We start from the raw sequence: 19,921 nt of genomic DNA, 5'->3' as shown, positions 1-19,921 counted from the left end.
TTTGGGGTGGGGGGCCGCCGTTGGGGGGGGGCGGGGGGGGTTTGGGGGATACGGTGGCGCCCCCCCCACCGCTCGCACCGCGCGGGGTCCCCCTCCCTATCGCTGCGCGACAGGGAGGATCAGCTCAACTCAACCGCGTCTTGAAATCCTCATAGCCGAATTCGCGGATCAGCTTGAGATCGTCGGTTTCACTGTCCCACAGCCAGATCGACGGCAGAGGCACCCCGTTGAAGGTGTTGGTTTTCACCATCGAATAATGGGCCTGATCGAGGAAAGCGAAGCGCTGGCCGATGCGAGCGCCGCCGGGGACGCGGTAGTCGCCGATGACGTCGCCCGCGAGGCATGAGGGACCGCCGAGGCGGGTCGGCATGCCGTCTGAGCCTTCATCGAGCATCGCGGGGCGATACGGCGCCTCGATCACGTCGGGCATGTGACAGGTCGCCGAAATATCGGTGATACCGATCGGCATGCCGTTGTCGAACAGATCGAGGATCTCGCCGATCAGGATCCCGGCGTCGAGCGCGATCGCTTCGCCGGGTTCGATCATCACGTCGCAGTCGGTCGCGGCGCGGACCTGTTTCAGGAACGCGATCAGATCGTCGACCTGATAATCGGCGCGGGTGACATGGTGGCCGCCGCCGAAGTTGATCCATTTCAGCTGGCCGAAGAAGGGCCGCAACATCGGCTGGACAGCCTCCCATGTCCGCGCCAGCGGCGGGAAATCCTGTTCGCACAGGCTGTGCATATGGATGCCGTCGATGCCCTCCATATGCTCGGGCAGCAACTGGGTCACCGGAAAGCCGAGGCGGCTGCACGGCGCGGCGGGGTCGTATTTGGCGACCTCCCCCTCGCTGTGCATCGGGTTGATACGCAAACCGATGTCGAAGTTCTCGCCCTTCGCGCGAAGTTCGTCGAGCAGCGGGCGGAAGCGGGCAATTTGCCCGGGCGAATTGAAGATCAGATGATCGGACAGCGCCGCAATTTCGGGCAGGTCGGCTTCCTTGTAACCCGCGCAATAGGTTGCGACTTCACCGCCATATTCAGCGCTGCCGAGCTTGGCTTCGTAAAGCCCCGAGGCGCAGACGCCGTCGAGGTACCCGGCCACCGTTGAACCCAGCGACCACATCGAGAATGCCTTGAGCGCCGCGAGCACGCGCGCGCCCGACGCGTCGCCGATATGGCGCAGCACCGACAGATTGGCGCGAACCTTTGCGGCATCGACGACAAAGGCGGGCGAGGGGACGCGGCTGAGGTCGAAGCTTGCGAAAGCTCCGGGATCGCCGGCACGGGTTTCCATGTCGTTCTGTTCCTATGCGACCGCAATCGGCCCCTTGAAGATGAAGAAAGCCCCCGCTGCGATAAAGCCAAAGCCGACGAGATGGTTCACCGTCAGCTTCTCACCGAGCCAGAAGACTGCGAACCCGGCGAATATGACGAGGGTGATGACTTCCTGCAAGGTCTTGAGTTCGGCGGCGGTGTAAACGCCGTAACCGATGCGATTGGCGGGTACCGCAAGGCAATATTCGAAAAAGGCGATGCCCCACGCAATCAGCACCGCGAGCCACAACGGCCGCGACATGTCGCCGAGATGCCCATACCAAGCGAAGGTCATGAAGATGTTGGAGATGATAAGCAGCCCGATGGGGGCGAGATAGGCGGTCATAAATTCCCTCGCTGGCACGTAGCGCCAACAGGCGCCGACGCTACGTGCAGCAATCAGAATTCGAGCGGCCCGTCCAGTTCCTTCACCTTCCAGGGCAGCCCATGGTCGTTCAGCATCGCCATGAACGGATCGGGGTCCATCTGTTCCATGTTGAACACCCCGTCACCCGACCAAGTGTTCGTCACCATCATCGCGGCGCCGATCATCGCGGGGACGCCGGTGGTGTAGCTGACCGCCTGATTGCCCGTTTCGGCATAGGCGTCCTCATGATCGCAGATATTGTAGAGGTAGAGCGTCTTTTCCTTGCCGTCCTGACCCAGACCGGTGGCGATGACGCCGATGTTGGTTTTGCCCTTGGTCGTTTCACCCAGGCTAGACGGTTCGGGGAGTACGGCTTTCAGGAACTGCAGCGGGATGATCTCGCGGCCTTCGTACATCACCGGGTCGATGCGGGTCATGCCGACATTCTGCAGCACATTGAGATGGGTGATATAGGCCTCGCCAAAGGTCATCCAGAAGCGGATGCGCTGGATTTCGGGGAGGTGCGTTTTCAGGCTTTCGATCTCCTCGTGATACATGAGGTACATTGTCTTTTCGCCGACCGCTTCGAAGTCGAATTTCTGCTTCACCGACATCGGCGGAGTTTCGATCCAGTCGCCATTTTCCCAGTGGCGCGCGACCGCGGTGACTTCGCGGATGTTGATCTCGGGATTGAAGTTGGTCGCGAAATGCTGGCCATGATCGCCGCCGTTGCAGTCGAGAATGTCGAGCGTGTCGATGCGGGTGAAATGATGTTTCTTGAGCCAGGTGGTGAACACGCTGGTCACGCCGGGGTCGAAGCCCGAGCCGAGCAGCGCCATCAGCCCGGCATCCTTGAAACGGTCGTGATACGCCCACTGCCAGTGATATTCGAACTTCGCCTCGTCGCGCGGTTCGTAATTGGCGGTATCCATATAATGCGCGCCGGTCGACAGGCACGCCTCCATGATCGTCAGATCCTGATAGGGGAGCGCGAGGTTGACGACATGCGTCGCACCGATTTCGCGGATCAGCGCGGCGGTGGCGTCGATATGGTCGGCGTCGACTTCGGCGGTCTTGATCGTCACGCCCGTGCGTGCCTTCACCGATTCGGCGACCGCGTCGCATTTGAACTTGCGGCGGCTGGCCAATGTGATGTCGGGAAAGATGTCGGCGTTCATCGCCATCTTGTGCACCGCGACCGAACCGACGCCGCCTGCGCCGATCACCAGAACCTTGCTCATGAAAAATCTCCTGCGCCTACCTATGCGGCTTGTCTTGTATGCCCGGCCCTATAGGACGAAGCCATGACACAGCAAAGCCCCGATCCCTTGCTCGACCCGAACCGCGCGCCCACGCTTGCGGGTGTCGAACGCGCTGCGGAGAAAGTCGCTGCATTGCTGCCGCAAACGCCGCTACTGCCGCTCGAAGTCGATGGCACGACGATCTGGTGCAAGGCCGAATGCCTGCAACCCGTTGGCGCCTTCAAGATCCGCGGCGCCTGGCACCGGCTGACCGACCTGACGCCCGAGCAAGCGGCGGCGGGGGTGGTCGGGGTGTCCAGCGGCAATCATGCGCAGGGCGTGGCGTGGGCGGCGAAACGGCTGGGGATTCCAGCGACGATCGTCATGCCGAGCAATGCGCCCAAGATGAAGCTCGCCGCAACGCGGGCGCTGGGGGCCGAGGTGGTGCTGTACGACCGCGTGACCGAATCGCGCGACGCGGTGGCGGCGAAATTGTTCGCAGCCAGCGGCGGGACGCTCGTGCATGCCTATGGCGATCCGTGGATCATCGAGGGGCAGGGGAGCGCGGGGATCGAGGCGCGGGCGCAGCTGGCGGCGCGCGGGTTTACTGGACCGGATAAAGTCATCGCGTGCTGCGGCGGCGGCGGGTTGTCGGCGGGGCTGGCGCTGGCCTGTCCCGATGCCGAGATAATTGCGGTCGAGCCCGAGGGGTGGGACGATGTGACGCGCTCGTTGGTGGCGGGAGAAATCCTGTCGGTCGAGGATCTGGCCTATCCGACTGAGTGTGACGCGCTGCAAACGCCGCAGACCTGGCCGATCAATTTTGCGGTGCTGCAAGCGCGCGGGGTGCGCGGCGTGGTGGTGACGCGCGAGGAGGTGCGGCACGCGATGCGCGTGGCGTTCGAGCGATTGCATCTGGTGGTTGAACCCGGCGGCGCGGCGGCGTTGGCGGCGGTGCTGGCGGGCAAGGTCGCGCTGGGCGAGGCGACGCTGGTCACCCTGTCGGGCGGCAATGTCGATCCGGAGCTTTATGCCGAGATAATCGCCGGGTGACGCCGCGCGGGATATCTGCTTCACTGCGTTGGGACGGCGAAGGAGAAGCGAGATGCAAAAAAACGTAATTCTGGCTGGTGCAGCGGCGCTGGCGTTGCTGACCGGTTGCGAAAAGGCCGAGGCGCCGGCGCCTGCCGAGACCGCTACGACCGAGGTGCCGGTCGAAACGACAGCGCCTGAAGGCGCTGACGCCAACGATCCGGCTGTCGCGGCGCACCGCTACGCGGCATGGGCGGGCAAGTGGACCGGGGTCGAGGGCATGTATGTCACGATCACCGCGGCTGAGCCCGGCAAGTACAAGCTGGACATGCAGTCGGACCTCGACACCAAAGGCACCTATGACGGCAGCGACGGCGAGGGCGGCATCACATTTACCCGCGGTACCGAAACTCTGACGCTGGCGGCTTCGACCGGCGATGCGACCGGCCTCAAATATCTCGCGGGCAAGAAGGATTGCCTGAAGGTCAAGGATGGCGAGGGCTATTGCCGCGATTGATCTGGTAAATTCGCCGTCATTGCGAGGAGCGAAGCGACGCGGCAATCCAGTCCTTGTGTAAACCGCTGTGGATTGCTTCCCCCGGGACCAAGTCCGGGGTCGCAATGACGATGGAGAGGGTGGGAATGGATCAGATCGGCAGAGCAACAATAGCCGACCAATCAGCGCTGATCGAAACACTCGCGCAGGCTTTCCAGACCGACCCGGCGCTGTCATGGATATTGCCCGATCCCGCCCACCGCGCGCGGGCGCTGCGTAGCCTGTTCCGCACCCTCGTCCCCGCCGACATGCGCGCCGGGGTGGCGCTTCGCTCCGCTGGCGACGAAGCGGCGGCGCTGTGGCGTTCGCCGGGGCAGGCGCATGGCGAGAGGTTGGAATTCCTACGCACCGTCCTGTCGCTGATCGCCACCTTTGGCACCGCCTTGCCGCGGGGAATGAAGGTCCAAAGCGGCATCGACGCGCACCGTCCGACGAGCGGCTTCTGGTATCTCCACTATGTCGGGGTGCGCACCGCGCATCAGGGCAAAGGCCATGGCGGGCGGATCATTCGCGCGCAAACCGCGGTCGCCGACGCCGAAGGGCTGCCGTGCTGGCTGGAAACCGCGACCCCGGAAAATGTGCCGCTTTATGAAAGGTTGGGCTTTGCGACGCAGGTCGAATGGGACGTGCCAGAGGGCGGACCGCATTTTTGGGGCATGATGCGACCGGCCGCGCTTGAATATTCCCGTCACCTCTCTACGACTTGACGCCGTGGACGGCACCCAATGGTCATCAGGCGCGGACGAGGCGCGCGCGCAGCTGACGGCGGCGCTGACCGCGGTCGGGCGCGGCGACCGCGCGGCGCTCCGCCAGGTTTATGACATGACCGCCGCGAAACTATTTGGAATCTGCCTCCGTATCTGTGGGGAGAGGGCCAGCGCGGAGGATGTTTTGCAGACCGTCTATATCAAGGTGTGGGAGCGCGCGGGGCAGTTTGATGCTGCGCGTGCCAGCCCGATCACCTGGCTGGCGACGATCGCCCGCAATGGCGCAATCGACTGGCGACGGTCGGTTGCCGGGCGGACGGTGCACGACACTTTGCCCGAACAGGCCGCCTTTGCAGTGGCCGACGACAGCCCGCTCGCGGACCAGTCGCTGGTTGCGGCAGAGGAGGGCGAGCAGCTGCACCGCTGCCTGGGCGAACTCGAGGATCGGACCCGCTTGTGCATCCGCGCCGCCTTTTTCGACGGATCGACCTATGCCGAGCTTGCGACGCGCGAAAATGTCCCGTTGGGGACGATGAAAAGCTGGATACGGCGCGGGTTGCTGCGCCTGAAGGATTGTCTTGGCGATGGATGACCATCTGACGCCCACTGAAGAGCGCGACGCGCTCGCCGCCGAACTGGCGCTTGGCCTGCTCGAAGGGCAGACGCGCGCCGATGCGCTGCGGCTGTCGCTCAGCGATCCCGCCTTCGCGGCGCAGGTCGCGGCGTGGGAGGCGAAGCTGGCACCGCTGCATGACGAGTGGGCCAATGCGCAGCCCGGCGCCGCGGTGTGGAGCGGCATCGAGCGGCAGCTGGCGGATGCGCCCACCGACAAGGTTACCGCTATCGAAATGCGGTTGCGCCGCTGGCGCGCCGGGGCGCTGCTGTCGGGTGCGGTTGCGGCGGCGTTGGCTTTCGTGCTGATCACCCAGCCCGTGCCGACACCAACACCGGCCGCGCCGCAGCTCGCGGTTGCGCGGATCGAAAGCGATGCCGCGGGGCCGCTGGTGCTCGCGCGTTATAACCAGAGCAACGGTTTGATGCAGCTGCGCATCCATGGCTTCGAGCCCGGAACGCTGGCGCCCGAACTGTGGGTCATTCCCGAGGGCGGCACGCCCGTCTCGCTCGGGCAGATCGGTCATGCAGGCGAAGCCGAAATGACGATGCCGCCGCCGCACCGCCTGCTCATGACCGAAGGTGCGACGCTGGCGATCACGATGGAGCCGGTGTCGAAAACGCCGCATCCTGCGCCGAGCAGCGTCGCGGTGGCCTCGGGAAAAATCATCACAATCTGACGTTCCGTTGCATCCGAGCTGGGGGTGCCGCCGTAGCTGCGCCGCATTCCGCATTTCCGGGGTGCCAGAAACCAGAGGATTGTATGATGAAACTTTCCAAACTCTCCGCGTCGCTCGCTGCCTTGATGATGGTTGCCGGGGGCGGCGCCGCGCTAGCCAACCCGATGGTCCGCGGCGCCGCGATGTACGAAACCAAGAACATCGTCGAAAATGCCGTCAATTCAAAGGATCACACGACGCTGGTCGCCGCGGTGCAAGCGGCTGGCCTGGTCGACACGCTCGCCAGCCCCGGCCCGTTCACCGTGTTCGCACCGACTAACGCTGCGTTCGGCAAGCTGCCCGCGGGTACCGTCGATACGCTGCTGAAGCCCGAGAACAAGGGCATGCTGACCGCGGTGCTGACCTATCATGTCGTACCCGGCACGCTGACCGCCGGCGATCTGGCCGCCAATGCGCAGGCCAATGGCGGCAAGGCCGTGCTGACGACGGTTCAGGGCGCCAAGCTCACCGTGTGGGGCAAGGATGGCAAATGGTATGTCACCGACGCCAAGGGCGGGAAGGCGGAGATCACCATCGCTGACGTCAAGCAGTCGAACGGCGTCATCCACGTCGTCGATGACGTGTTGCTGCCGGGCTGACCCCTTCGTCCGGTAACAGGTGCGGTCCGTCCACTTCCCTCCCGGGACGGGCCGCATTGCCGGACACCAATTAGATCAGTCGTCGAAGCCCACGAACCGCGCAGCTTCTGCGACGCTCTTGCGGTTCGACACCACCGCATTGGCGGAGAAATCTTCGTCGGGCCAGCCCATCGCGACGCAGATCATGATCACCTGATCGTCGGGAATTTTCGCATGCTCGCGCACCACCGGGCTTTGCATGATGCCTTGGCTGTTGATGACGCAGCCCAGCCCGCGCGACCAGGCGGCGTTGACCAGCGCGTTGGTGACCGCGCCGCAATCGAAGGGCGCGATGTCGCTGCCGAGCAGGACGCGGTCGTAAGTGACGACGATGCTGACCGGCGCGTCGAACTGGCGAAACCCGCGCAACACCCAATCCTGTCGCCCGTCCTTGTCGTCGCGCGCGATCCCCATCGCGCCAAACAATTGTTTGGCGACTTCGATCTGCCGACCGCGATGTTCGTCGGGGACAAGGTTGAATGTCCGAAATTCGCGGCTGTCGGGTTTGCCCGCCAATATGCCGTCGGTGTTGCCGCGGCGGATCGCGTCGAGCGGCTCACCGGTGACAACCGAGAAATTCCAGCACTGGTTGTTGTAGGACGAGGGCGCGCGCATAGCGACCTCGATGATCTCGGCGATCCGTTCCTTGGGGACCGGCTTGTCGAGGAAGCCGCGGATAGAGCGGCGTCCCAACACGACATCGTCAAAACCGATTGCCTGGCTCACGCCGCCTCGCGCAGTTCCAGCTCCAACCGGCCCCAGATTTCGACGAGCGCATCGGTGAGCTCACGCATCATCGCCTCGTCATGCGCCGGGCCGGGGGTGAAGCGCAGCCGTTCGGTACCGCGCGGCACGGTCGGGAAATTGATCGGTTGCACATACACGCCATATTCGGCGAGCAGGATGTCACTGATCTTCTTGGCGCGCACCGGGTCGCCAACCATCAGCGGCACGATATGCGTCGTCGAATCCATCACCGGCAGTCCGGCGTTGCGGAAACAGGCCTTGAGATACGCGGCATTGGCCTGCTGTGCCTCGCGCTCGACGCTCGAGCTTTTGAGGTGGCGGACGCTGGCGAGCACCCCGGCGACGAGCACCGGCGACAGGCTGGTGGTGAAGATGAAACCCGGCGCATAGCTGCGGATGACGTCGATGATATTCTTGTCGGCGGCGATATAGCCGCCCATCACGCCGAACGCCTTGCCCAGCGTGCCCTCGATGATTGTGACCCGATCGGCAGCTTCGTCGCGGTCGGTGATGCCGCCGCCGCGCGGGCCGTACATGCCGACGGCGTGGACTTCGTCGCAATAGGTGAGGGCGTTATATTTGTCGGCGAGGTCGCAGATCGCGTGGATCGGGGCGACGTCGCCGTCCATCGAATAGACGCTTTCAAACGCAATCAGCTTCGCCGCTTCGGGATCGTCCTGCGCCATCAATTCTTCGAGATGCGCGAGATCGTTGTGGCGCCACACGCGCTTTTCGCAGCCCGAATTGCGGATGCCCGCGATCATCGAGGCGTGGTTGAGCTCGTCCGAATAGATGATGCAGTTCGGCAGCAATTTGCCGAGCGTGCCTAGCGTCGCTTCGTTCGAGATATATCCGGAGGTGAACAGCAGTGCGCCGTCCTTGCCGTGCAGGTCGGCCAGTTCATGCTCGAGGTCGATGTGATAATGCGTGTTGCCGCCGATATTGCGCGTGCCGCCCGAACCGGCGCCGACATCGTGCAAAGCAGATTCCATTGCTTCGACGACCTTGGGGTGCTGGCCCATCGCCAGATAGTCGTTCGAGCACCACACGGTGATCGGCTTGGGACCGTTATGGCCGGCAAAGCAGCGGGCGTTGGGGAACGAGCCGCGGTTACGCAGGATGTCGATAAAGACGCGATAGCGCCCCTCTTCGTGCAGCCGGTCGATCGCGCGAGCGAAGATATCGTTATAATTCACGTTCCAGCCCCGCAATCCAGGTGCCAAATCCAGGCATTTTTGCCGCTCGTTCAGGGCGGCTATTAACACGCGGGCCAATAACGGTGAATTGGGCTGAAATCCAGTGCGAACGATTCGCAAGTCATTGCGTCGATCAGTGTGTTCAAATGCCCGGTATGTTGACCGTCAGTGTTTAAGCGGCGAACCCAAAGCTGTCAAAATGAGCAAGGTCACGATGCGCGTCCCGCTTGTTGCCCTATGGTCGATTGCCATTGAGATATCCGTGCCGGTCCCCGCGCCGGCGCCGGCACCGTTCGATGGGGCGTGGATGTCCTGCGAAACCTATCGCGGGGCCGCGATATGAACGTACAAGTTGCTTGCCGCAACGCGGCAGTCGGGTTTGCGGCGTTCAGCGCTATTTTGCAACCAGCGCTTATTACGAGCAGCGGTTTGTCGGCACCGTGACGGGCCATGTCGCGCAACTTGAGAAGATCTGCGGTGACCCGGGATCGGAGACCGACACCTATTGTGCCGGTCGGGCGCCGCACAATGCGGCTGCAATGGGGTGGGATACGTCCGGCGAACGATTGTTCCGGTGCCGCAGCCGGTTGTTCAGCACGTCGAGCGATGCGCTCGCCAGTTGTAAGGGCGTGACGCCCGGCATGGGAATGCCGCGCGTTCGCAGCCTGGGCGAGCAAGGACGGCAGCCGGAGGATCGTATCCGGCTAGCGGCCTGCGCTGCGGGGCGCGAGTGATGCGTCAAATCGTCTCGATCCGGTCGATGCCATAGGGCGCCAGTGTCGCCAGCGGTGGCGGGGGGCGGTCGGCGTTGCGGGTAAACACTGCAAGACCGGGGGTTGCCGTTTTTGGCCATTGTTGGCCCCGCGTCAGGTCGGCGATCCGCCGCGCAATACCCTCGGCGCCATCGATCAGGGTCACGCCCGGACCCGCCGCGGCCTGTAATTCATCGGCCAGCAACGGGAAATGCGTGCAGGCGAGGACGATGACGTCAATTGCGGCGCCGCCCGGTTGATCGCGCAGGCCCGCAATGGCGCGCGCAATCACCGCGGGGTCGACCGGTTCGCCGCGCAGCTTCGCCTCGGCGCCGGTGACGAGGCCGGGGCTGCCGTGGCGCAGCACCGTCTTGCCGCCCGCGAACCGCGCGCTGAGGTCGTCGACATAGGGCTGGCGCACCGTCGCTTCAGTGCCGAGCACGCCGATGACGCCGCTTTTGGTGAGCTGGGCGGCAGGCTTGATCGCGGGGACGGTGCCGACGATCGGCAGGTCAAGTGCGGCGCGAACATGCGCAAGCGCGATCGTCGAGGCAGTGTTGCAGGCAATGACCGCGAGCCGCGGTTGATAGCGTTCGACAAGGCGGCCGAGCAGCGCCGGGACGCGCGCCGCGAGCTCTGTCTCGCTTTTCTGGCCATAGGGCAGCCCGGCATAGTCGGCGGCATAGACGATCGGCGCGGTCGGCAGCAGCGCGCGCGTCGGCCCGAGCACGGTGAGGCCGCCGAGGCCGGAGTCGAAGAACAGAATGGGGGCGTCGCGGGCGGGGTTCATGCGTCGCGACTAGCAGGGGGCAAGGCGGTGCTCAAATATATCTCGTCGCCCCCGCGACGGCGAGGGCCGCTGGCATCTTGCGCGAGGCCGAGGGCGGCCGCGTGCAGTGGCACGTGACTCTGAACGCCCTACGCGGGGGCGACGGTAATTGTCCATTCTGGAGATCAACCATACCGAATCCGTTGATTGCGCGCGCCAACTTCGCCACAATCGCCGCGAACGGAGCAAGAATTGCCATGACGAATATGTTGCTGATCGCCATGGGCTACTTGCTCGGCTCGATCCCCTTTGGCGTCATCCTGACCCGCCTGTTCGGCGCCGGCGACCTGCGCCAGATCGGGTCGGGCAATATCGGCGCCACCAATGTGCTGCGCACGGGGCGCAAGGGGCTGGCGGCGGCGACGCTGATCCTCGATGGCGCGAAGGGCGCGATCGCGGTGATGCTGGCGCGGCATTTCGTGCCCGAACTCGGTGATCAGGGCGCGATGATCGCGGGCGCGGCGGCGATGATCGGCCATTGCTATCCAGTGTGGTTGAACTTCCGCGGCGGCAAAGGGGTCGCGACATTGCTCGGTCTCGCGCTCGCGCTGGCTTGGCCGATCGGGCTGGCCTTTGCCGCGGTGTGGATCGGCGCGGTGCTGTTGCTGCGCATCTCGTCGCTCGGCGGAATGCTGGGCGCGCTCGCGGCGCCGATTGCGGCGCTGGCGCTAGGCTATCGCGTTTATGCGATCGGTCTCGCAGGGCTGGCGGTCATCGTGCTGTGGCGGCACCGCGAGAATATTGCGCGGCTGCGGGCCGGGACCGAGCCGCGGATTGGCGGCAAGAAAGAGGCCGCGTGACGCACGCCGAACGGCTGGCGCGGCTGCGGCTGATCCGCACCCCGCATGTCGGCCCGGTCAGCTGGCACCAGCTGATGCAGCGGTTTGGATCGGGCGAGGCGGCGCTCGACGCGCTGCCCGATCTGGTGTTGCACGGCGGGGCGGGGAAAGTGCAGATTGCCTCCGCCGACATTGCCGAGCGCGAATTGGTACGTGCCGCGGACCTCGGCGCGCGGCATATTTTCAGCGACGAGCCCGATTATTCGCCACTGCTGCGCGAGGGCGAGGGCACCCCGCCGGTGGTCATCGTGCGCGGCGATACCACCATGCTGCGCAGCCGGTGCGTCGCGATCGTTGGCGCACGCAACGCCTCTGCCATCGCGTGCCAGTTCGCGCGCCAGCTTGCCGCCTCGTAGCGCGCGACGTCACGGTGGTCAGCGGGCTGGCGCGCGGGGTCGATACCGCGGCGCATATCGGTGCACTGGGCGGATCGACGGTGGGCGTGATCGCCAGCGGCATCGATATCGCCTTTCCGCCGGAAAATGAGGCGCTGCAGGAAAAGATCGCCAACGACCAGTTGCTGATCGCCGAACAGCCGCCGGGCAGCGAGCCGCTGGCGCGTCACTTCCCGTCGCGCAACCGCATCATCGCCGGGCTGGCCGCTCGATCCGCGCGTCGATCCGCGCACGCAGGGCTGCAACCTGCTGATCCGCGAGAGAGCGACATTGATCCAGACGGTGGACGATGTGTTGGAGGCGCTTGGCCCGATCGATACGCGGCTGGTGCGCGAACCTGTGCGCGACTACGCGGCAGTGCCTATTGGTAATGGCGCGGGCGACGGCGACAGGCGACGCGTGATCGACCTGCTCGGTCCCACCCCGGTGACTGCAGATGAACTGGTACGGCAATCGGGGCAGGCGACGGCGACAGTGCAGCTTGTCCTGCTCGAACTCGAGCTCGTGGGGCGCATCGAACGGCATGCCGGAGCCAAGATTTCTCTCGTGTGAGGCCGCGCACAGCGCCCTAATTCCCGGCAATCTAACCTTTCATCCCGGTTCAGCCACGGTTCAGCGGTCGAGCTTCAGTTTGATGATATTGTGTTACATCTCGGGGAGTGGGATGATGCGAAGCCGGTTACTGACAAGCGTGATTATGGTTGCGGTGCTGGCGTCCGCGCCCGGGCCGATGCCTTTTGCAACGGCGCAGGCCAGATCGATTGCTGGTCAAGGTTTCTGCCGCACTGCCGACCCCCTGCCACGCCTCGACGCCGAGGTTCAGCCACAACAACAGCAATCGAACGGAAGCGTCAAAACCGAAGGTGAGCGGAAGCGCGCTCGCGACGTCGGCATGGCTCCGGAGCCGATGCCGCCACCTCCACCGCCTCCTCCGCCATCACCGATCACGGCGCCCTCTGCCTATGCCGACGCAAGCAGCGCGGCGGAGGTGGTGGTTACTGGCTCGCGCATTTCCTCATCGCCATCCGAATTGCCAAGGTCGGAGACGGCGATCGACTCATCTGGAGCGGAGCGGTCGGTCGCACCGCCAGTGCCGGGGTCGTCTGACGCGCGTATATTGTCGCCCTACCCACCGCGGCCCCATCCGCGTCCTCAACCGCAGTCGGGCACCTTGACCGCGGGCGAGCATGATGATTTGCTCAACCCGGAGTTATACGCCGCTTATGTGAACCGCAGCGGCGATCTGGGGCAGGAGGTGCGGAGCCTGCCGCGCGTCGACACGACGCGGGTGGTGACGGTGAAGGTCAACGACCGCAGCGGCCAGCCGATCCCCTTTGCCGACGTCGTCGTGACGTGCAGCGATGGCAACAGCATCACCATGGCGACGCAAGCCGACGGCCGCGCGGTGTTCTTCCCGGGGCTCGACCGGTTGAGCGAGCGGATCACCGTCACGGCGCGCAAGGCGGGACGGACGATCGCCGACGCGCGCCCGGTGCTGGTCGCCAACGCGGCGGGCGGCCAACTGGTCGGTCTGACCGCCAATCAGGCGGCGACGAAGGTAACCAAGCTCGACCTGATGCTGGTCGTCGACACCACGGGCAGCATGGGCGACGAGATCAACTATTTGCAGTCCGAACTGCGCTCAATCATCAGCGCGATCACCGCCAAGCACCGCAACCTCGACATCCGCATCGGTTTTGTCTTCTACCGAGATCTCGGCGACGAATATGTCACGCGCACCGTCGTATTCGATCGCGATGTCGGGCGCGTGCAGGGCGCGCTAGCGCGCCAGAGCGCGAACGGCGGCGGCGATTATCCCGAGGCTATGGATCAGGCGATGATCCGCGCGGTCGGGCAGGACTGGCGTCCCGATGCGGTGAAATCGCTTTTGCTGGTGGCCGATGCATCGCCGCATGACGACAAGTTCGGGCGGACTTGGCAGGCGGCGGAAGCGGCGCGCGCCAAGCGCATCCACGTCACCCCGGTCGCCGCATCGGGGGTCGCCGACAAGGCCGAATATGCGATGCGCGCGATGGCGGCGGCGACGCAGTCGCGGTACCTGTTCCTGACCGACGACAGCGGCGTCGGCAATCCGCACGCCCCGCCGGCGATCGATTGCTATCTGGTGACCAAGCTCGACGCGCTGGTGCGCCGCGTGATCGACACCCAGATCAGCGGTCGCCGCATCGAGCCCGAGGATCAGGAAATCATCCGCAGCGTCGGCAAATATGACGCGGGCAAATGCATCCTGCCTGCCGACTTCAAGTGGCAAAATTGATCTGAGATTGACTTGCCCCCGCATCTGACCGATGCGGGGGCGTGGGTCGCTTCGGGGGAACCCCGCCATCGGATGAATCCGGTCGCGGGGTCGGAGGACCAGTCCATGAAAAAATTGCTGTCGGCCATCGCGGTCATCGCGATGCTTGCCCAGCCTGTCGCCATCGCTGCCAAGGAAAAGGAACCGGTCAAGATCGCCGGTCCCGCAAATGCGAAGGGCGTGACCACCGTCACCGTCGGCGCGTTCAACGTCGGCTTCATCTTTGAATCGACCGATCAGACCAAGGCGTCGGGCGGTTTGATGGGGGCGTTCGGGGGAACGACGAAGGCCAAGAGCGAACTCGTCGGCGTCACACCCGAAATGATGCAGGCGGTGACCGACGCCGCTTATGCCGATTTCGTCGCGCAGCTGAGCGCGAGCGGCTACGCCGTACTGCCTGCCGCGGACCTGTTCAGCCATGCCGCGCTGGCGAAAACGAAATCGCAAGATGTGCCGCTCGACATCAACATCGCGCTGGAAAAGGGCAGCAAGGGCAAGGCGACCTATTACAAGCCGTCGGCGCTGCCGTCGCTGTTGATGATCCCTGGCGATTTTCTGGGATCGGGGATGAGCAGCATGGGCAGGAACATGGCGGCGGGGCAGGCGAGCGTGGCGCTTTCCACCTATGCGAAGCAAGCGGGTGTCGGGGTGATCGACGTTGTCTATCTGATCGACTTTTCCGAGCAGAAGCGCCCGGACGCCTTCAGCTTCGCCGGGATCCAGGTCAACAGCGGGGTTTCAGTGACCGCCGACTATTCGCGCATCACGTTGATCGCGCCGACCGGCAAGCAGTCGGTGATCACGGTCAAGGCGCCCATCGCGGTCGAGGGCGAGTTTATCGAGAAAGCCGATGCATCGAGCGGCACCGACAAGGCGCTGCAATCGACCGCCAACGTCGCGGGCGGCCTTGCCGCGGTGGCAGGCCTGGGTGGGCTGGGATTTGGCAAGACGCGCAAATTCGCCTTTACCGCGAAGCCGGGTGCCTATGAAGAGGGCGCGACGAAGGCCGCGAGCTTGGCCAGCGCGATGCTGATCGGGCGCCTCGGCGCGCTGCGCTGATCGGACGGCGGGCGCCCCATTTCCCCTCTTGACGGAGGGGGGCGGCGCCCGCCACCCTCGCGCGTATATGCGTAGGGCTTTCCGGAGAGCAGTTTTTCAATGCAATTGGTAATAGTGGAATCGCCCGCAAAGGCGAAGACGATCGAGAAATATTTGGGGCGCGATTTCAAGGTGCTGGCCTCCTATGGCCATGTCCGCGATTTGCCGCCCAAAGACGGGTCGGTCGATCCCGACGATGGCTTTGCGATGCAGTGGCTGCTGTATCCTGACAAGGCCAAGCGGATGAAGGAAATTCAGGACGCCGCCAAGGGTGCCGACCGTCTGATCCTCGCGACCGACCCTGATCGCGAGGGCGAGGCGATCAGCTGGCATGTGCAGGAATTGCTGCGCAGCAAAAAGGCGCTGCCGGCCACGGTCGATCGGGTGACGTTCAACGCGATCACCAAGGACGCGGTTTTGACCGCGATGGCGAGCCCGCGTGCGCTCGACGAGGATCTGATCGATGCCTATCGCGCCCGCCGCGCGCTCGATTATCTTGTCGGCTTCACCCTGTCGCCGGTGCTGTGGCGCAAGCTGCCCGGTGCCAAATCGGCGGGGCGTGTGCAGTCGGTGACGCTGCGGATGATCGTCGAGCGCGAGCGCGAGATCGAGGCCTTTGTTGCGCAGCAATATTGGTCGATCACGGGGCTGTTCGAAATGTCGGGAACGCCGTTCAAGGCGCGCCTCGCGCGCTGGCGCGGCGACAAGATCGAGCGGCTGACGATCACCAACGAGGTCGATGCGCGCGCCGCTGAGGCCGATGTGAAGGCGGGCCATTTCACCGTCGATCTGGTCGAAACCAAGCCGCTGACGCGCAACCCGCCGCCGCCGTTCACGACCTCAACCTTGCAGCAGGAAGCGGCGCGCAAACTCGGCTTCTCGGCCAGCCACACGATGCGGATTGCGCAGGGGCTGTATGAGGACGGCGCGATCACCTATATGCGAACCGATGGCGTCCAGATGGACGGCAGTGCGATCAGTGCGGTGCGCAAGGCGATCGCGACCCGCTACGATGGCGGCTATGTGCCCGACCAGCCGCGGCAATATCAGACCAAGGCCAAGAATGCGCAGGAAGCGCATGAGGCGATCCGCCCGACCGACTTTTCTAAGGACAAGGTCGGCGGCGGCGATCATGCGCGGCTGTACGAGCTGATCTGGAAACGCGCGATGGCCAGCCAGATGGCGTCGGCGCGGCTTGAGCGCACGAGCATCGACCTGACCGACGGCACCGGCAAGACGATGCTGCGCGCGACGGGGCAGGTGATTAAATTCCCGGGCTTCCTCGCGCTCTATGACGAAGGCCGTGACGACAGCGAAGACGAGGATGCGCGCCTGTTGCCCGCGATGTCCAAGGGCGACGCGCCGGCCAAGACCGGGGTCGAGACCGAAAGTCATGAGACCCAGCCGCCGCCGCGCTATTCGGAAGCGAGCCTCGTCAAAAAGATGGAAGAGCTCGGCATCGGGCGTCCGTCGACCTATGCCTCGATCCTCCAGGTGCTGAAGGACCGTGAATATGTGACAGTCGAGAAGAACCGTTTCAGTCCCGAAGAAAGCGGACGGCTGCTGACCGCCTTTCTCGAACGCTTCTTCACCCGCTATGTGCAATATGACTACACCGCCGGGCTTGAGGAAGAGCTCGACGATGTGTCGGGCGGCCGCGCCCAGTGGCAGGCGGTGCTCGATCGCTTCTGGCGCGATTTCAAGCCGCGCACCGGCGAGGTGATGGAACAGAAGCCGTCGGAGATCACCGCGGAGCTCGATATCTTCCTCGGCCCCTATCTCTTCCCCGACAAGGGCGACGGGACAGACCCGCGGATTTGCCCCAATTGCGGCACCGGCAAGCTGGCGTTGCGCGGCGGCAAGTTCGGGCCATTCATCGCGTGCAGCAACTATCCCGACTGCAAATTCACCCGCAAATTTGCGCAGCCGGGCGGCAGCGATGGCGCCGATACCGGACCGGAGACGATGGGCAACGATCCCGATAGCGGGCTGGAGGTCACCAAGCGCAGCGGGCGTTTCGGGCCGTACATCCAACTCGGCGACGGCAAAGAGGCGAAACGCTCGTCGATCCCCAAGGACATTCCGGCTGAGGATTTCGATCTCGACTATGCGCTACGGTTGCTCAGCCTGCCGCGCGAGGTCGGGACGCATCCCGAAAGCGGCAAGGTGATCATGGCGGGGCTCGGGCGCTATGGGCCCTATCTGCTCCACGACGGCAAATATGCGAAGCTGACGGGTACCGCCGAAATCTTCGATATCGGCATGAACGCCTCAGTCGTCCGGATTGCCGAAGCCGCAACTGGCAGCGGGCGCGGGCGGACCCAGGCGGAGCCGCTCAATACCTTCGGCCCGCACCCGACCAGCGGCGGCGAGATGAAGCTGATGGAGGGACGCTTCGGTCCTTATGTTACCGACGGAACAACCAATGCCACGCTGCCCAAGAGCAGCGATCCGGCGACGCTGACACTGGAGGAAGCAATCGCGCTGATCGATGCTCGCGCTGCCAAGGGGCCGGCGAAGGGGAAGAAGGCCCCGCCGAAGAAGGCGGCGGCGAAAAAGGCGCCTGCGAAGAAGAAGGCTCCGGCGAAGAAGGCGGCTAGCTGAGTACCCGATCGCGTCTTTCAGATCACCGCCATATTGTAGCAGTGCCAGCTGAAGATCGCGGCGGCGCCACGATGCGGGCGCCAGGGTTCGGCCAACGCGCGCGCGTGCTTTTCGGTGGGGCGCGCGCTCAGTTGCAGGATACGGCCTACGGCTTCCTGCACCGCCAGATCACCCGCGGGCCAGATGTCGGGACGGCCCTCGGCGAACAGTAGGTAGATTTCGGCGGACCAGCGGCCGATGCCTTTGACCTTGGTGAGTAGCGCGATCGCTTCTTCGTCGTCGGCGGGCAGCGCGTCGACTTGGAGTTCGCCGTCGAGGATGAGCTGTGCCAGGCTTTTGGCATAGCCTTGTTTCTGGCCGGAAAGACCGCAGGCGCGCAGTGTATCGAAATCGGCTGCTGCGACGACTTCGGCCGGGCAGCCTTCGCCAAATTGCGCCTCCAGTTTGTTCCAGATCGAGGTGGCGGCGGCGACGCTCACCTGCTGGCCTACGATGGTACGGAGCAGGGTGGCGTAGCCCGGTGCGCGGATGCGTGGTTCGGGGTAGCCCGCGTTGCCGAGCGCGCGGGCGAAATTCGGATCGAACGCCGCCAGCGCGTCAATTCCGGCGTTTAGCTGCTGCTGGGTCAGACCCATTTCATATTCCCCTTTTGTTCCGCTGCCTGTCACTAGCAGTGCTTGATTTGCCGCGCAACGCGCGACATAGCGCGATCGACAGAGAAGATATGGGGACTAGCATGGCCAAGCTGATTGTCGTGACGCGTGACGGAACCGAGCATGAGATCGAGGGCGACACCAGCCTGACGGTGATGGAAAATATCCGCGACGCCGGATTCGACGAACTGCTCGCGCTGTGCGGCGGTTGCTGCTCGTGCGCGACGTGCCACGTCCATGTCGAAACAGGTGCGGCCGAACAGCTGCCCGCGATGAGCGAAGACGAGAACGACTTGCTCGATTCGACCACCGACCGTGACGAAGGCTCGCGCCTGTCGTGCCAGCTGCCGTTCAGCGAAGCGCTGGATGGGTTAAAGGTCAGGATCGCGGCGGAGGATTGAGCCCGACCGTCGCCCCAACGAAAGCTGGGGCCGCTATCGTCCATTCCGCATGCGAGCGATCCCAGCTTTCGCTGGGATGACAATCAGCTTTTCGCCGTCGCCACCGCATAAAGCGCGATCGCCGCGGCGTTCGAGATGTTCAGGCTCTCCATGCGCGGCGAGATCGGCAGCTTTGCCAGCACGTCGCAATGTTCCATCACATTGTGACGCATTCCGTCGCCTTCCGAGCCGAGCACCAGCGCCACGCGGCTGCCGTCAAGCGTCGAACCCAACGTCGTGTCGGTGTCGCCCATCAACCCGATGCGCCAATATTGCGCCTCGGCAATCTCCTCCAGCGCCCGAGAGAGGTTGACCACGCGCACCCACGGCACGATTTCGAGTGCCCCCGACGCCGAGCGCGCGATGACGCCGCTTTCCGGCGGGCTGTGGCGGTCCTGGGTGATGATTGCTGCTGCGTCGAACGCCGCCGCCGAACGCAGCACCGCGCCGATATTATGTGGGTCGGTGACCTGGTCGAGCACGATCAGCGGGCGCTTGCTATCGACGTCGACTTCCTGTTGCAACAGGTCGCCAAGATAGATGTCTTCGAGCGGATCGACTTCGATCACCAGCCCCTGATGCGGCGCGTCGCGCGCGACCAGCCGCGCGAGATCGGTAACCTCGGCATAGCTGATCGGAATCACCGGTGGCAGGTCAAGCTGCCCCAGCGCTTCGCGCGTTCCCCAGATGCGTTTGACGGTGCGTTCGGGGTTGGCGAGAGCCGCCAGGACGGCGTGACGGCCCCAGAAACGGGTGGCCTGGCCGCGCTGGGCCTGGCCTTGCGGGCGACGGTGACGGGAAATTTGTTTCATAGCGCGCGCCTTTCCCATGACTGGCATTGACAGGCAAGCCTCGTTTCGCC

The 19,921-nt window shown here is 64.4% G+C and carries 20 protein-coding genes and 1 pseudogene; 13 read left to right on the top strand and 8 right to left on the bottom strand.

The window, feature by feature from the left end; genetic code table 11:
* Positions 1-124 precede the first annotated feature (124 nt).
* The 3 genes from K0M74_RS08575 to K0M74_RS08565 are packed head-to-tail and all read right to left on the bottom strand — an operon-like array spanning position 125 to position 2,925.
* Positions 125-1,297, bottom strand: coding sequence for a carboxynorspermidine decarboxylase (locus K0M74_RS08575; RefSeq protein WP_293970559.1), 1,173 nt, complete (start codon positions 1,295-1,297; stop codon positions 125-127).
* A 12-nt stretch (positions 1,298-1,309) separates the two neighbouring features.
* Positions 1,310-1,663, bottom strand: a complete 354-nt coding sequence (locus K0M74_RS08570) for a DMT family protein (protein WP_088442100.1) — start codon at positions 1,661-1,663, stop codon at positions 1,310-1,312.
* A gap of 53 nt (positions 1,664-1,716) precedes the next feature.
* Complete coding sequence (locus K0M74_RS08565; protein ID WP_293970554.1) at positions 1,717-2,925, bottom strand: saccharopine dehydrogenase family protein; 1,209 nt, start codon at positions 2,923-2,925, stop codon at positions 1,717-1,719.
* 63 nt (positions 2,926-2,988) lie between these two features.
* Between K0M74_RS08565 and K0M74_RS08560 the strand changes: the two genes are divergently transcribed.
* The 6 genes from K0M74_RS08560 (at position 2,989) to K0M74_RS08535 (ending at position 7,150) form a co-directional block, all read left to right on the top strand.
* Positions 2,989-3,978, top strand: coding sequence for a threonine/serine dehydratase (locus K0M74_RS08560; RefSeq protein WP_293970551.1), 990 nt, complete (start codon positions 2,989-2,991; stop codon positions 3,976-3,978).
* A 52-nt stretch (positions 3,979-4,030) separates the two neighbouring features.
* Positions 4,031-4,474: a hypothetical protein gene (locus tag K0M74_RS08555; RefSeq protein ID WP_293970548.1), complete on the top strand. Its 444-nt coding sequence runs from the start codon at positions 4,031-4,033 to the stop codon at positions 4,472-4,474.
* A 125-nt stretch (positions 4,475-4,599) separates the two neighbouring features.
* Complete coding sequence (locus K0M74_RS08550; protein WP_293970545.1) at positions 4,600-5,220, top strand: GNAT family N-acetyltransferase; 621 nt, start codon at positions 4,600-4,602, stop codon at positions 5,218-5,220.
* A 4-nt stretch (positions 5,221-5,224) separates the two neighbouring features.
* A complete protein-coding gene (locus K0M74_RS08545; protein ID WP_293970542.1) occupies positions 5,225-5,812 on the top strand; it encodes a sigma-70 family RNA polymerase sigma factor in 588 nt (195 codons plus the stop codon).
* Positions 5,805-6,512 carry an anti-sigma factor gene (locus K0M74_RS08540; RefSeq protein ID WP_293970539.1) on the top strand — a complete coding sequence of 236 codons (708 nt, stop codon included), beginning with the start codon at positions 5,805-5,807 and terminating at the stop codon, positions 6,510-6,512. Before K0M74_RS08545 ends, K0M74_RS08540 begins: the two co-directional genes overlap by 8 nt.
* Before the next feature lie 86 nt (positions 6,513-6,598).
* A complete protein-coding gene (locus K0M74_RS08535; RefSeq protein ID WP_293970536.1) occupies positions 6,599-7,150 on the top strand; it encodes a fasciclin domain-containing protein in 552 nt (183 codons plus the stop codon).
* A 75-nt stretch (positions 7,151-7,225) separates the two neighbouring features.
* On the opposite strand, the gene K0M74_RS08530 is transcribed toward K0M74_RS08535, so the two are convergent.
* Entirely contained in the window at positions 7,226-7,915 is a 690-nt protein-coding gene (locus tag K0M74_RS08530) for a nitroreductase (protein ID WP_088442106.1), read from the bottom strand.
* On the bottom strand, positions 7,912-9,132 hold the full coding sequence (hemA, locus tag K0M74_RS08525; RefSeq protein WP_293970532.1) for a 5-aminolevulinate synthase: 1,221 nt from the start codon (positions 9,130-9,132) through the stop codon (positions 7,912-7,914). The genes K0M74_RS08530 and hemA overlap by 4 nt, the downstream gene beginning before the upstream one ends.
* 356 nt (positions 9,133-9,488) lie before the next feature.
* On the opposite strand from hemA, the gene K0M74_RS08520 reads away from it, so the two are divergent.
* Complete coding sequence (locus tag K0M74_RS08520) at positions 9,489-9,866, top strand: hypothetical protein (protein WP_293970530.1); 378 nt, start codon at positions 9,489-9,491, stop codon at positions 9,864-9,866.
* Positions 9,867-9,870: 4 nt separating this feature from the next.
* Here K0M74_RS08520 and murI read toward each other — a convergent pair whose 3' ends face one another.
* Positions 9,871-10,674: a glutamate racemase gene (gene murI, locus K0M74_RS08515; protein WP_293970527.1), complete on the bottom strand. Its 804-nt coding sequence runs from the start codon at positions 10,672-10,674 to the stop codon at positions 9,871-9,873.
* 236 nt (positions 10,675-10,910) lie between these two features.
* Between murI and plsY the strand changes: the two genes are divergently transcribed.
* The 5 genes and pseudogenes from plsY (at position 10,911) to topA (ending at position 17,966) form a co-directional block, all read left to right on the top strand.
* A complete protein-coding gene (gene plsY / locus K0M74_RS08510) occupies positions 10,911-11,513 on the top strand; it encodes a glycerol-3-phosphate 1-O-acyltransferase PlsY (RefSeq protein WP_293970524.1) in 603 nt (200 codons plus the stop codon).
* A pseudogene (locus K0M74_RS08505) lies at positions 11,510-12,499 on the top strand (DNA-processing protein DprA). Before plsY ends, K0M74_RS08505 begins: the two are co-directional and overlap by 4 nt.
* A 673-nt stretch (positions 12,500-13,172) precedes the next feature.
* Complete coding sequence (locus K0M74_RS08500) at positions 13,173-14,225, top strand: VWA domain-containing protein (protein WP_293970521.1); 1,053 nt, start codon at positions 13,173-13,175, stop codon at positions 14,223-14,225.
* A gap of 105 nt (positions 14,226-14,330) precedes the next feature.
* Positions 14,331-15,323, top strand: coding sequence for a hypothetical protein (locus tag K0M74_RS08495; RefSeq protein WP_293970518.1), 993 nt, complete (start codon positions 14,331-14,333; stop codon positions 15,321-15,323).
* Between the two features lie 99 nt (positions 15,324-15,422).
* Complete coding sequence (topA, locus tag K0M74_RS08490; protein ID WP_293970515.1) at positions 15,423-17,966, top strand: type I DNA topoisomerase; 2,544 nt, start codon at positions 15,423-15,425, stop codon at positions 17,964-17,966.
* A 17-nt stretch (positions 17,967-17,983) separates the two neighbouring features.
* Here the strand turns inward: topA and K0M74_RS08485 are convergent, their stop codons facing one another.
* Complete coding sequence (locus tag K0M74_RS08485) at positions 17,984-18,601, bottom strand: DNA-3-methyladenine glycosylase 2 family protein (protein WP_293970512.1); 618 nt, start codon at positions 18,599-18,601, stop codon at positions 17,984-17,986.
* A 101-nt stretch (positions 18,602-18,702) separates the two neighbouring features.
* Here K0M74_RS08485 and K0M74_RS08480 point away from each other — a divergent pair, with 101 nt between their 5' ends.
* Positions 18,703-19,020: a 2Fe-2S iron-sulfur cluster-binding protein gene (locus K0M74_RS08480; protein ID WP_293970509.1), complete on the top strand. Its 318-nt coding sequence runs from the start codon at positions 18,703-18,705 to the stop codon at positions 19,018-19,020.
* An 83-nt stretch (positions 19,021-19,103) separates the two neighbouring features.
* Here K0M74_RS08480 and rlmB read toward each other — a convergent pair whose 3' ends face one another.
* Positions 19,104-19,871 carry a 23S rRNA (guanosine(2251)-2'-O)-methyltransferase RlmB gene (gene rlmB, locus K0M74_RS08475; RefSeq protein ID WP_293970506.1) on the bottom strand — a complete coding sequence of 256 codons (768 nt, stop codon included), beginning with the start codon at positions 19,869-19,871 and terminating at the stop codon, positions 19,104-19,106.
* Positions 19,872-19,921 lie beyond the last annotated feature (50 nt).

It is taken from the genome of Sphingopyxis sp. (assembly GCF_019459305.1).
Classification (GTDB): Bacteria; Pseudomonadota; Alphaproteobacteria; order Sphingomonadales; family Sphingomonadaceae; genus Sphingopyxis.
Note: the sequence above shows the minus strand (reverse complement) of the source record. Positions and strands in the feature narration are given on the sequence as shown.

Excerpts from the sequence above, each read along its gene's own strand:
- K0M74_RS08485 (WP_293970512.1), bottom strand. The coding sequence starts at position 18,601 with ATGGGTCTGACCCAGCAGCAGCTAAACGCCGGAATTGACGCGCTGGCG.
- K0M74_RS08550 (WP_293970545.1), top strand. The coding sequence starts at position 4,600 with ATGGATCAGATCGGCAGAGCAACAATAGCCGACCAATCAGCGCTGATC.
- K0M74_RS08570 (WP_088442100.1), bottom strand. The coding sequence starts at position 1,663 with ATGACCGCCTATCTCGCCCCCATCGGGCTGCTTATCATCTCCAACATC.
- rlmB (WP_293970506.1), bottom strand. The coding sequence starts at position 19,871 with ATGAAACAAATTTCCCGTCACCGTCGCCCGCAAGGCCAGGCCCAGCGC.
- K0M74_RS08480 (WP_293970509.1), top strand. The coding sequence starts at position 18,703 with ATGGCCAAGCTGATTGTCGTGACGCGTGACGGAACCGAGCATGAGATC.
- K0M74_RS08565 (WP_293970554.1), bottom strand. The coding sequence starts at position 2,925 with ATGAGCAAGGTTCTGGTGATCGGCGCAGGCGGCGTCGGTTCGGTCGCG.
- plsY (WP_293970524.1), top strand. The coding sequence starts at position 10,911 with ATGACGAATATGTTGCTGATCGCCATGGGCTACTTGCTCGGCTCGATC.
- K0M74_RS08560 (WP_293970551.1), top strand. The coding sequence starts at position 2,989 with ATGACACAGCAAAGCCCCGATCCCTTGCTCGACCCGAACCGCGCGCCC.
- topA (WP_293970515.1), top strand. The coding sequence starts at position 15,423 with ATGCAATTGGTAATAGTGGAATCGCCCGCAAAGGCGAAGACGATCGAG.
- K0M74_RS08535 (WP_293970536.1), top strand. The coding sequence starts at position 6,599 with ATGAAACTTTCCAAACTCTCCGCGTCGCTCGCTGCCTTGATGATGGTT.
- K0M74_RS08575 (WP_293970559.1), bottom strand. The coding sequence starts at position 1,297 with ATGGAAACCCGTGCCGGCGATCCCGGAGCTTTCGCAAGCTTCGACCTC.
- K0M74_RS08555 (WP_293970548.1), top strand. The coding sequence starts at position 4,031 with ATGCAAAAAAACGTAATTCTGGCTGGTGCAGCGGCGCTGGCGTTGCTG.
- murI (WP_293970527.1), bottom strand. The coding sequence starts at position 10,674 with ATGAACCCCGCCCGCGACGCCCCCATTCTGTTCTTCGACTCCGGCCTC.
- K0M74_RS08540 (WP_293970539.1), top strand. The coding sequence starts at position 5,805 with ATGGATGACCATCTGACGCCCACTGAAGAGCGCGACGCGCTCGCCGCC.
- K0M74_RS08495 (WP_293970518.1), top strand. The coding sequence starts at position 14,331 with ATGAAAAAATTGCTGTCGGCCATCGCGGTCATCGCGATGCTTGCCCAG.